The following is a 12245-nucleotide window of genomic DNA, read 5'->3' on the forward strand; positions in this document are numbered from 1 at the left end:
GCTTTTCGTGCGTCCGCTGCGAGCTGCTGCTCGTTCTCGACGGCGTTCATGTCGAGCACGTCCACCGAAGCGACGGGCTTCTGATCGTCCCCGTTCAGGTTCCGACGACGCCTGTCGGTTGTCCTTCGTGCGGGGTCGTGGGTGCTGTCGTTGCGTGTTGCGTAATGTGCCCGGCGTGATGCGAGCGCGAATCGTGTGGCGGCGAATGGTCTGGCTGCGGCGGCGACGGTTGCGCAAGAAGACGTGCGGCTCGACGTCGACGAGTGCAGGTCTGACGGGACCACCGCTCTGGGCGTTGACGAGCACATCTGGCATTACCTCGACCCACGCAAGCGAAGCCCGAACTGGCTCACCATGATGGTCGACCCCAGCCGCGATAGAACTAGAAACACGCGAGCGAGGCGGTTGGACCTTGTTCCCGGTAGGCCGGGGGAGGCGCGCGGGTCCCGGATCGCAGACCGTGGCGAGTCGTTCCGGAGGAACGTGGAGCTCGCGGTCCTGGGCTCGCTTGCCGGCTCAAAGACCGCACCAGTACCCCATCGGAGCCGAGCCACTCTCGTGCATTGCCTCGGCTAGCGTAAGAGGGTTACACGCGAGTCGGGAGAGTCTGTGGTCACAGGTCCGCTGAAGGGTCAGGTCGACAAGGTCTGGGATGCGTTCTGGTCGGGCGGCATCGCCAATCCCGTCGAAGTGATTGAGCAGATCACGTATCTGCTCTTCATCAAGCGGCTCGACGAGCTGCACACGAAGGCCGAGCAGAAGGCTGCGCGCTTCGGAGACCCGATCCAGAATCCGATCTTCCCTGACGGCTACGACAGCGATCTGCCGGGGCGCCGGCCGTTCCGCGACCTCCGGTGGAGCGTGTTCACGAACTACTCCCCCGCCGAGATGTTCGATGTCGTCTCCGAGCACGTCTTTCCGTGGCTGCGTCGGCTCGGCGCTCAGGGCTCGAGCTATGCGCGCAACATGCGCGACGCGCGCTTCACGATCCCGACGCCGGCGCTGCTGACGAAGGTCGTCGACCTGCTCGCCGAGATCCCGATGGAAGACCGCGACACTAAGGGCGACATCTATGAGTACATGCTGCTCAGGCTCTCGACGAGCGGCACAAACGGGCAGTTTCGCACCGCCCGCCACATCATTCAGCTCATGGTCGACCTCCAGCAGCCGCGCCCGGACGACCGCATCATCGATCCGGCGGTGGGTACGGCTGGGTTCCTCATCACCGCCGAGGAGTACCTGCGCGCGCACCACCCCGAGATTTGGACGGATGCCGCGACCCGCGCTCACTTCAATGGACCGATGTTCACCGGCTACGACTCGGACGCCTCTATGGCGCGTATCGCGAGCATGAACATGCTGCTGCACGGCGTCGAGAATCCGACAATTGAACGCGCCGACTCCTTGTCAGAGGGGCACCCCGGTCTCAATGAGTACACGCTAGTGCTCGCAAATCCCCCGTTTGCCGGCTCGCTCGACTACGAAACGGTGGCGAAGGACCTGCAGAAGGTCGTCAAGACCCGCAAGACCGAGCTCCTTTTCCTCGTTCTGATGATCCGGATGCTGCGCAACGGCGGTCGCGCGGCCGTCATCGTGCCTGAAGGCGTGCTCTTCGGCTCCTCGAACGCGCACAAGGCCGTCCGCAAGATGCTCGTCGACGAGCACAAACTGGATGCCGTCATCAAGCTGCCGTCGGGAACTTTCAAGCCCTACACCGGTGTGTCCACCGCGATTCTGCTGTTCACGAAGACCTCGTCCGGGGGTACCGACCACGTCTGGTTCTACGACGTGCGCGCCGACGGCATGACGCTCGACGACAAGCGGACGCCGATCGAGGCGAACGACCTTCCCGATGTACTCGCCCGTTGGCGGGAACGGGATGCCGAGGCCGCGCGCGCGCGGACGGATCAGAGCTTCGTCGTGCCTAAGCAGGAGATCGTCGACAACGATTACGATCTGTCGCTCAATCGCTACAAAGAGATCGAGATCGAGGAGGTCGAGCACCGCTCGCCACTGAAGATTCTCGACGAACTCGACGCGCTTGAGGTCGGAATTCAGGATGGCCTGAGGCGCCTGCGGGAGATGCTCGCGTGACCTGGGAGACCGTGCCGCTCGGCGAGGTAGCCCGATTTGTTCGCGGAGTCACCTACAAGCCGGGAGATGTCGTCGCCAATGGTGCAGACGGTGTTGCCTGCCTACGGACGAAGAACATCCAGTCAACTCTCGATCTGACGGACCTTGTATGCGTGAGATCCGATCTGAAGCACCGCGTGGAGCAACGTGTTCAAGAGGACGACGTGCTCGTGTCTTCAGCGAATAGCTGGCACCTCGTGGGTAGGGCGGTCCAAGCAGGAGCTGACGCCGAGGGTATGTTGATCGGCGGCTTCATCGGAGGCCTTCGATTCAAACCTGAGGACATTAGCCCCCGGTATGGCTACTACTGGTTCTCATCCCCCGTCATACAGGCAAAAGTTCGCAGCTTCGGTCAGCAGACAACCAACATTTCCAACCTGAACGTCGACCGCACGCTCCGGCTCCCGATTCCCCTCCCACCCCTCCCCGAGCAGCGCCGCATCGTCGCGATCCTCGATGAGGCCGACGCCCTCCGCACCACCGCGGTCACTGCGACTGAGCGGGTCGACGACGCCCGGGCAGCGCTGTTCGAACATCTGTTCCCCTCTGCTGGCGAAGACCTAACTACCATCGGCGCGCTCATAGAGTCGACTCAGTACGGAACCTCGGGAAAGGCTGGCGGCACGGGCCGATTCCCCATACTCCGCATGGGTAACCTGACGGCGCGAGGTCGAATCGACCTCCGAGACATGAAGTACATCGATATTCCTGATCAAGAGGTCGAAAAGTACTTGGTGCGCAAAGGTGACGTGCTGTTCAATCGCACCAACAGCGCCGAGCTTGTGGGAAAGACCGCCGTCTACCGAGAAGACGTTCCGCGGGCGTACGCTGGCTATCTGGTCCGGCTGCGGGCCTCCGACGAGTTCATCGCTGAGTACATCGCGGGGTATCTCAACTCTGTGCACGGCAAGCGGACACTTCGACGTATGGCAAAGAGCATCGTCGGAATGGCGAACATCAACGCTCGCGAAGTGCAAACCATTCGCTTGCCCGCCCCTAGCGCGGAGAAGATGCACGCCTACAAGGCATTCGTCGACGAATCGTGGAGCAATACGGCACGGTTCGAGAGCCGGGCCCGAGAACTCGACTCGCTCTTCGCGTCACTTCAGCACCGGGCTTTTCGAGGAGAATTGTGACTGACTCCGCCACCCCTGGGCCGATCTCGACGATGCCGCGATGGTACGAGTTCTTCCGACCACTTCTCGAGGTCCTCGCCGACGGCCAGACTTGGCAGAAGCGCGACATGGAGCGGGCCATCATCGCCCGTGCAGGGCTTTCGGAGGACGAGATCGCCGAGATGCTCAGCTCCGGTCAGCCTCGAGCGCTGAACCGAATCGGATGGGCTACGTCTGCGCTGCGCCGAGCGAAGGCGATCGAGTCCCCGTCGCGAGCTCACTTCCGCATCACCGAGACCGGGCGCAGACTGCTCAGTGAGCATGAGGGGGCCATCCCGGAGCCCGTTGTCTACGCAATTCCGGCCTATAGCGAGTACACCCCCGCGCGTGGACGGAAGACGATCGCCGTCGATCCATCCCCCGCCACAGTCGACGACGCTGACCCCGATGAGCTCATCACCTCGGGAATCGAGCTCATCGAGAGCGACACTAAGTCGACTCTTCTGCAGCGGCTGAAGGAGAGCGACCCGTATGACTTCGAGCGCGTTGTCCGTTCGCTGCTGGTGAAGATGGGCTATGGCCGCGATGGAACGATGTCTCCCTTGCGGGGCTCGGGCGACGGTGGTCTCGACGGAGTGATCGACCGCGATGAGCTCGGTCTGAGCAAGATTTACGTGCAAGCGAAGCGCTACGCGGAGGCGACGATCGGTCGCCCGAAGGTACAAGAATTCGTGGGAGCTCTTGCCACGCGGGGTGCGAACGTCGGGGTGTTCTTTACAACGAGTCGGTTTACCGGTGAGGCCGTTGATGCCGCGGAACGAGTGCCGCAGGAGATCGCACTCGTCGACGGCGAACGGCTTACCGCACTCATGCTCCGACACAAGGTGGGCGTGCAAGTGGCCAGGACGATCGAAATCCTCAAGGTGGACGAGGACTTCTTCGCCGACGAGTAGCCCGTGATCGGGTTATGTGCTCGACGAGTATGACCAGCACGTTGACGCCAACCAGCTTCGGGATTGGGCTTTGGTCGGGGGAGGGCAACGTCGGGACCGTTCGCTAGCATGGCGAAAGGTGGGGGCCGTGCCTGCCGCAGGGAGCCGCGCGTTGGGGAACTTCGACTTCGTCCGGGATCGCTGGCCGAAAGTGTGGGAGGCCGCATCCCGCGCTGAGGCATACCTGCGCAGTGACCCGCGCGCGTCGGCGACCTACGCCCGGCGCGCCGGCGAGATGTTCACCGAGTGGATCTACGCCGCCGAGGCTCTACCGCGCCCGTACGATGACTCGTTCGCGAATCTGACGGCCCAGGCCGCATTCAAGGCGTTGGTCGGCCAGAACGTGACGGGCAGCCTCCGCATCGTACGGACGATCGGCAACGACGCGGTCCACAAAGAAGAGGCGATGCCGCTCGGCCGCGCCCGCGGGTCACTCGAGCAGCTGCACACAATCTGCCGTTGGCTTGACCACGGCTACGGTGATCCGGATGCCGCCGGAGCCCCGCCGTTCGACTTCGCTCGGGTTCCGCCGGCTCCGGCCGCCGTGATCCAGCGCACCCGCGCCGAACTCGAACGCGCCCAGGAGGACTTCGACCAGGCGCGGCGGGCGCTCGTGGAAGAGCGCAAGCGCAGTGCAGCGCTGCAGGCGGAGCTCGCGCGACTGCAGGCCGAGGTCGCCGCGACGAAGGCCGCGAACGAGGTCGTGAACGCCGCGCGCGGCGTCCCTGACCCGACCGTTGCGACCGAGGCCGAGACCCGCCGAGACCTCATCGATCTGCAACTCTCCGAAGCCGGCTGGCTACTCACCGACGCACGCGATCGGGAGTGGCCCCTCGTCGGCGTTCCCACTGCTTCTGGTGAGGGTCGGGTCGACTACGTGCTGTGGGGGGACGACGGCAAACCGCTCGCTGTCATCGAAGCCAAGCGCACGACCAAGAGCGCGAAAGAGGGCCGGCTGCAAGCCGAGGTGTACGCGGACGCCCTCGAGCGCGACTTCGGCCAGCGTCCGCTGATCTACTACACGAACGGCTTTGAGACCTGGCTGTGGGACGACCGCCGCTACCCGCCTCGCGCGGTCGCCGGGTACATGACGAAAGACCAGCTCGCGCTGGCGATCCAGCGCCGGACTTCGCTCAAACCACTCGCGACGGCATCCGTGAATCACACGATCGTCGAAAGGCCGTATCAGCTGCGTGCGATCCGCGCGGTGACCGAGACGTTCGAGCATCAGCGCCGCCGTGCGCTGCTCGTGATGGCCACCGGGACAGGCAAAACCCGCACCGTCATCGCGTTCGTTGACGTGCTGCAGCGGGCGAACTGGGTCAAGCGCGTGCTGTTCCTCGCCGACCGCACGGCGCTGGTCACGCAGGCCGTCGCCGCGTTCAAGACCCATCTGCCCGATAGCGCCCCGGTCAACCTCGTGACTGACCGCGACAGCGACGGGCGGGTCTTCGTCTCGACCTATCAGACCGTGATGGGCCTGATCGACTCCGGCGAAGACGCGCTGCGCCGCTTTGGACCGGGCTACTTCGACCTCATCGTCGTCGACGAGGCGCACCGGTCGATTTACAACAGGTATGGCGAGATCTTCTCGTATTTCGACGCGCTCGTTGTCGGCCTCACCGCAACTCCGCGCGCCGACGTCGATCACAACACCTACCGGATGTTCGAGCTCGACGATGGCGTACCGACCGACGCATTCGAGCTCGACGATGCGATCGCGGGCGGATATCTGGTCCCTCCTGTTGCGCGGCCGACCGACCTCGGGTTCATGACGCGTGGCATCCGCTACGCAGACCTGAGTCCCGAAGAACGCGAGCGATGGGATGAGCTCGAGTGGCAGGACGGCGAGATCCCGGATGCCATCGACGCGGCAGCGATGAACCGATGGCTGTTCAACGAAGACACGGTCGATAAAGTCCTCGACGTTCTTGTCACGGAGGGGCGCCGCGTCGGCGGCGGCGACGTACTCGGCAAGACGATCGTCTTCGCGAAGAACCAACGGCATGCCGACTTCATCGAGTCGCGGTGGGATGCGAACTTCCCCGAGATGCGCGGCAACTTCACTCGCGTGATCACCCACGCGTCCGGGCCCTATGCGCAGGCACACATTGACGCGTTCTCCACGCCCGGGAAGTCTCCGTACATCGCGATCTCGGTGGACATGCTTGACACCGGCATCGACGTGCCCGACGTCGTAAACCTCGTGTTCTTCAAGCCCGTCAACTCGCACACGAAGTTCTGGCAGATGGTCGGCCGCGGCACACGCCTTCGCCCTGATCTGTATGGCCCCGGCGACGACAAGCGCGACTTCGTGATCTTCGACGTGTGCGGCAACATCGACTACTTCAACGAGCAGCTCGCTGAGGCAGCGGCACCCCGTTCGATGTCGCTATCGGAGCGCGCGTTTATGCTGCGCACGCGCCTCCTCGCTGCGCTGCACGGCACCGACGACGCGGATGCCGCAGGTCTGCGTGATGTGCTCGCGGCGCGTCTGCATTCCGCGGTCGCGGGCATGAACCACGACAACTTCCTCGTGCGCCGGCGGCTGCGCGCGGTCGAGCGCTTCTGTAGCCCGGACGCTTGGGACGGTTTCGGGGAGGTCGATGTGGATGCCGCGGCGGAGCTCGCAGGTCTGCCGTCAGCGGCCGAACAGGACGCCGACGAAGCCGCCAAGCGATTCGACGCGCTCGTGCTCACCGCACAGGTGGCCATCGCAAGCGGTGAGCCGGTTCCGGCCGGCGTGGGCGCCCGCATTGTCGACATCGCGCGTGCGCTGGGCGACCAGCGCGGCATACCGGCCGTGGCCGCGCAGGCGGCGCTGCTGGATGCCGTCGTGGATGCGTCGTGGTGGGAACACGTCGACGCCCTCCTGCTCGAGCGCGTGCGCGTAAACCTCCGCGGCCTTGTGCGTCTGATCGGCCGCGAGAGCCAGGCAATCGTGTACTCCGACTTCGAAGACACCCTCGACCCCGCACGGGACGTCGTCCTCACCCGAGTTGTACCTGGGCTGAACCGTCGCGCATTCCGGGAGAAGCTCTTCGGATTTCTCACCGGCCGATCGGATGTCGCCCTGCACAAGCTGCGCACAGGACGTCCGCTCACCGAGGTCGACCTCGTGCAGTTGGAGGAAGCGCTGACTTCAGCAGGTGGAGTCGACGCAGGCTTGTTGAATGAAGAAGCGAAGGGGGCTGGTGGCCTCGGGCGACTCGTGCGGTCAATCGTCGGTATGGATCGCTCGGCCATTGAGCAACAGCTCGCCGATTTCGTCTCGGCACCCGGTTTCACCCATCGCCAGCACGCGTTCGTCGACTTGGTTGTGCAGCAGCTTACGATCGCCGGGTATCTGGACCCGCGAAGGCTATATGAGGATCCTTTCGATGGCTTAGCCCCCGAGGGCCCGGACGCACTGTTCAGCGACGCGCAAGTATCCGATCTGATCGCGCGGCTGCGGCGCATCGACGAGTCGGCGAAGCCAAGCGATTCGGCGAGCGCTTGAGCCACATCGGGACGTGGATTGAACGTGCCGCCGAAGGTTTGGATTAGGCTGCTCGCGGAGCCAGGTCAACAAGCTCTGCCCGGTGAGCACTATCGACGCGCACCGGGTCCGCGTCGCGACCGCACGTCACTCCGCTGCAACCGACGCGCTCCACGTCACCCCGAACTGATCTGTCACCATCCCGAACCCCGCACTCCACGCCGAAGCCGCCAGCGGCTCGACGACCGTGGCATCCACCGCCAAGGCATCCCAGCAGCCCTGCAACTCCTCAAGCGTCGGCGCGCTGATCGAGACGAACACCGCCTGGTCGGTGATCGTCGTGCCGTTCTCGCGGTGCGTCGACCCGCCGCCCGCGAGGCCGCCCTCTGTGAGGCCCGGGATGTCGTAACCCATGACGCGGAAGCCGTTCTCACCAGTGACGAGGCCGAAGACGACCTTGTCGGATCCGGGAATCTCGGGCGGCATCCCGAAATCGGCGTACGTGTTGATCACGAGGTGTCCGCCGAAAACGGACTGGTAGAACGTGAGCGCCTCGCGGGCGTCGCCTCGGAAGTTCAGGTGGGTGGTGGTCTGCACGGACATATCTGCTCCTCGGTATCTTGGCCGGAATCGGCTTGTGAAACGACAATCGCACCCGTATAGGTCTGTTTCTGTCCTAAATGCGATCTAGCGTGGATGCCATGGCCACGACGTCGCGACTCCTGACCCTGCTGTCGCTACTGCAGGCCCGGCGCGACTGGCCAGGATCGGTGCTGGCGTCGCGGCTCGGCATCAGCGATCGCACGGTGCGGCGTGACATCGATCGGCTCCGCGAGATGGGGTACCGCATCGAGTCGACGATGGGCCCCGATGGCGGATACCGACTCGAAGCCGGCAACGACATGCCCCCGCTGCTCTTCGACGACGATCAGGCGCTCGCCGTCGCGATCGCGTTACGGGCGGCGCCGGCGCTCGGTGCCGGGATCGGCGAGGCCGCGGTCCGGGCTCTCGCGACGATGCGGCAGGTGCTTCCGTCGAGGCTTCGGCATCGGCTCGACGCGGTCGAGGTCACGACGGTGGGGCGTCCGGGCGAGGCGCCGATCGCCGCGGTGCCGCTCGACGTTCTGCTGACGCTTGCGCAGGCCGTGCGTGACCGGGTGACGCTGCGGTTCGATTACCTGCCGAGCGGCGAGGGCGACTCCCAGCCGCGACGCGTCGAGCCGCACCACCTCGTCACCTCGCACGGCCGGTGGTACCTGCTCGGGTGGGATCTCGATCGCGACGACTGGCGACTCTTCGCCGCTGAGAGGGTCCGCCCGCGCGTGCCGCACGGAGCCCCCTTCGTGCCGCGGATCGTGCCCGGCGGTGATGTCGACGCTTTCATCTCGGGACGGTTCAAGGGATCGGATGCCGATGAGTGGCCGTGCCGCGGAACGGTGATCCTGCATGCGCCCGCGCATCGCGTCCGGCCCTTCGCGGGAGACGGAACCGTCACGGTGGTCGACGAGGGCCGCTGCACCCTCGAAGCCGGATCGTGGTCCTGGGGCGCGCTGGCGGCATCCTTCGGTCGGTTCGAGGTGGGGATGGAGGTCGTCGGGCCGCCCGAACTGGCGGAGGCATTTGCGGTGCAGGCGGGGCGATTCGCGGCAGCAGGCTCTTCCGCGGAGGAGTCCCGGCGAGGAAGCTAGCGGCATGCCCCAACCCCTCCGCTACGCCACCAACGTCACCCTCGACGGCTGCTGCTCGCACGAGGAGGGCCTTCCACCCGATGACGAGTCGATGGCCTTCTGGACCGACGAACTCCGCCGTTCCGACACGCTCCTCTATGGGCGCGTCACGTACGAGCTGATGCAGGGCGCGTGGCGCAGGCCCGAATCGGGGGAGTGGCCGGACTGGATGGATGCCAGTGAGGTCGCCTTCTCGGAGGTGATGGATCCGATGCGGAAGGTGGTGGCATCCGCGACTCTCGACGAAGTCGACTGGAACGCGGAGCTTCTCGACGGCGATGTGGTGGAGGCGGTGCGGCGGTTGAAGGAGCGTCCGGGGCGGGGCATCTCGCTCGGCGGGGTGCGGCTGCCGGCGGCGCTCGCCGCGGCGGGGCTGATCGACGAGTACACGTTCGTGGTGCATCCGGTGGTGGCGTGGCGCGGGCCGCGGTTGCTCGATGGCATCCGGAATCCGGCGAGGCTCGCGCTGATCGAGCGGCGGGAGTTCGCCTCTGGGGCGACGGTGCAGCGGTACCGCTTCCGGGCGGGCTGAGCGCAGGCGACGCCTCGGCGCTGCGCGGTCACGACGTCGTGCGTGGCTCCGCCGATACGGTCGCGCGAAGAAGCCAGCCGTCGGCCGCCGGGCCCGCTGTCAGCTCGCCTCCGTGCTGCGCGAGTCGCTCACGTGCGCGACGCAGACCACGGCCTCCTCCGCGTCCGGTGGTGGCCCCGGCCCCGGAGGGCGCGACGTTCTCCACGACGAGCGCAACGGTCCCGGAGCGGGAATGGACCTCGATGCTCGCCCGTCGGGAACCGGGGGCGTGCTTCAGGATGTTCGTCACCGCTTCGGTGGCGGTCTCGACGAGCGCTCTTCGAGCGGGGGACCCCGCATCCAGGGGCGTTGACGGGGTCGAGACGGTGGTCGGGATGCCCGCATTGTTCAGCAGATCACCGAGCGACCGTGCGGCGCCGACGATGTCGCTGTCGTCTTCTGCGTCATCATCCGTCGATGACACCGAGGTCGTGTCGCGCAGGAGGGTCAGCAATGACTGGATGTTGACGAGCGCCTTCTCGGCCGCGCTCTCGATCGTCGCGAGGGACGTCCCGCGAGCTTCATCGTCGGTCTGCTTCGGCAGCGCACGAGCGTGAAACAGCACCAGCGTGAGATCGTGAGCGATCCCGTCGTGCAGTTCATCGGCGATGCGTTCCTGCTGCTCTTTGGCGAGGGCTTCGAGATCTTCCACGGCCCGGGAACGCTCGGAAACAAGCGCTGCCTCCCTCGCTGCGACGAGGCGGAATGCGATACCGATGAGGAGGGCGATGGCGGCGATACCCGCGATCCCGTACACGCCGCCGCTCGAGAGTGCCGATCCGTCGATCGACACGCCGACGGTCAGGATGCCGAGCAGCACGACGTGCGCGACGATCACCCACCACGTGCAGGTCGCCGCCACGAGCCCGAGGGTGATCGCCAGTTCGAGGAGATCGCCGCCACCGCCGGAGAACACGGCCCCGAGAGTGCACACCAGCATGACCACTATGGCCGCGGTGAGGGGTTGCCACACGAACATCGCGACGGCCGCGTAGAGCACCAGCGAGAGGACGTCGTCCCTGCGTGGACCGCCCGCCGCCAGCGAGAATCCGACCGCGATGCAGATCAAGACACCGACGACGACGAGGAGGAAGACGCGCGCGATCGGATGAAGGCTTCTGGGCCTCCAGAACTCGGCTGATCGCAGCGCACGCAGCACGGAAGACCGAGACTGCACCAACGACGCGGTCGAGGGCACCGCGTCGAAGGGGGGAGGGGCTTCAGGCACAGATCCCCATCATCTTGCACAGCCAGTCACCCAGGTCGGTGGCAGAGCCCGCGAGGGTCAGGACGAACATCTCGATACCGGACAGGTGCGTGATCACGGCATCCTCCTCTTCGTCGGTCGAAGGTCGGTGTCAGTCACGGAGCCGACATCAGCCCTCGAGGTGGTCATCCGTCCCACCCTAAGACCGCCCCCGCGGATGGTCAGGAACCATAGCCGTGGGGCTACGGATGCTCTCGAGCGCACGGGGTACCGTGAAGCGGTGGCAGAGGTGGTGCGGGTTCTCGTCGTCGACGACGAAGCGCTGGTCCGGCACGCTCTGCGCGCGTTCCTCGCCGCGGACGAACGCGTGACTCTCGTCGGGGAGGCATCCGACGGCACCGAGGTCGTCGACGTCTGCAGGGCGACGAGCCCGGACGTGGTGCTCATGGACATCAAGATGACGAACGTCGGCGGGGTGGAGGCGACCCGGCATGTCCTTGAGTGGAATCCGCAGTGTCGCGTCGTCGCGCTGACGACCTTCACCACCGAATGGCGTGCTCTCGAAGTCCTTCGGGCGGGCGCGTGCGGATATCTGGTGAAGAACTCGACTCCGACGCAGATCGTCGATGCGATCGTCGCGGCCCACGCGGGCGATCGGGTCGTTTCGCCAGAGGTCCAGGAACGCTTCGTCCGAGCCGCGATCGAAGCGGGCGAGAGTCGAGCAACAGGCGATCCGACGCTCAGCGACCGGGAGCGGCAGATCATCGAGTTGATCGCCAACGGCCTCTCCAACGCGGAGATCGCCGACGTCCTTCATTACGCCGAGAGCACGGTGAAGGCCGACATTCGTCACATCAACCACCTGTGGGGCGTCGAGAATCGGCTGCAGATCGTGCTGCGCGCGACCGAGCTCGGTCTGATCAGCCTCTGACCCCGCGGCATCCATTCATAGCCCCAGGGCTAACCCGGCCCCTCAAGCGTTGAATCCGTCAGGCGACGGTGCCCATGATGCGAGGGTCTGG

General features: G+C 65.6%; 9 protein-coding genes. 7 read left to right on the top strand and 2 right to left on the bottom strand.

Annotation, left to right across the window (positions count from 1 at the left end; translation table 11 throughout):
- Positions 1-609 precede the first annotated feature (609 nt).
- The 4 genes from MTES_RS07705 (at position 610) to MTES_RS07720 (ending at position 7739) form a co-directional block, all read left to right on the top strand.
- Entirely contained in the window at positions 610-2094 is a 1485-nt protein-coding gene (locus MTES_RS07705) for a type I restriction-modification system subunit M (RefSeq protein WP_013584668.1), read from the top strand.
- Positions 2091-3269, top strand: coding sequence for a restriction endonuclease subunit S (locus MTES_RS07710; RefSeq protein WP_013584669.1), 1179 nt, complete (start codon positions 2091-2093; stop codon positions 3267-3269). The genes MTES_RS07705 and MTES_RS07710 overlap by 4 nt, the downstream gene beginning before the upstream one ends.
- The gene (locus tag MTES_RS07715; protein ID WP_013584670.1) at positions 3266-4201 is read left to right on the top strand and encodes a restriction endonuclease; all 936 of its coding nucleotides are present in this window, start codon (positions 3266-3268) and stop codon (positions 4199-4201) included. The genes MTES_RS07710 and MTES_RS07715 overlap by 4 nt, the downstream gene beginning before the upstream one ends.
- Positions 4202-4328: 127 nt before the next feature.
- A complete protein-coding gene (locus MTES_RS07720) occupies positions 4329-7739 on the top strand; it encodes a DEAD/DEAH box helicase family protein (protein ID WP_231848159.1) in 3411 nt (1136 codons plus the stop codon).
- Between the two features lie 126 nt (positions 7740-7865).
- On the opposite strand, the gene MTES_RS07725 is transcribed toward MTES_RS07720, so the two are convergent.
- On the bottom strand, positions 7866-8321 hold the full coding sequence (locus MTES_RS07725; RefSeq protein ID WP_013584672.1) for a VOC family protein: 456 nt from the start codon (positions 8319-8321) through the stop codon (positions 7866-7868).
- A 98-nt stretch (positions 8322-8419) separates the two neighbouring features.
- Between MTES_RS07725 and MTES_RS07730 the strand changes: the two genes are divergently transcribed.
- Positions 8420-9406, top strand: coding sequence for a helix-turn-helix transcriptional regulator (locus MTES_RS07730; protein ID WP_043361192.1), 987 nt, complete (start codon positions 8420-8422; stop codon positions 9404-9406).
- 4 nt (positions 9407-9410) lie between these two features.
- Positions 9411-9977, top strand: a complete 567-nt coding sequence (locus tag MTES_RS07735; RefSeq protein ID WP_013584674.1) for a dihydrofolate reductase family protein — start codon at positions 9411-9413, stop codon at positions 9975-9977.
- A 28-nt stretch (positions 9978-10005) separates the two neighbouring features.
- Here MTES_RS07735 and MTES_RS07740 read toward each other — a convergent pair whose 3' ends face one another.
- Positions 10006-11244, bottom strand: a complete 1239-nt coding sequence (locus MTES_RS07740; protein WP_231848160.1) for a histidine kinase — start codon at positions 11242-11244, stop codon at positions 10006-10008.
- A 259-nt stretch (positions 11245-11503) separates the two neighbouring features.
- Between MTES_RS07740 and MTES_RS07745 the strand changes: the two genes are divergently transcribed.
- Positions 11504-12154 (top strand): response regulator transcription factor, encoded by a 651-nt coding sequence (locus MTES_RS07745; protein WP_043361194.1) that lies wholly within the window; start codon positions 11504-11506, stop codon positions 12152-12154.
- The last annotated feature ends 91 nt before the right edge of the window (positions 12155-12245 follow it).

This window comes from Microbacterium testaceum StLB037 (assembly GCF_000202635.1).
Lineage (GTDB): Bacteria > Actinomycetota > Actinomycetes > Actinomycetales > Microbacteriaceae > Microbacterium > Microbacterium testaceum_F.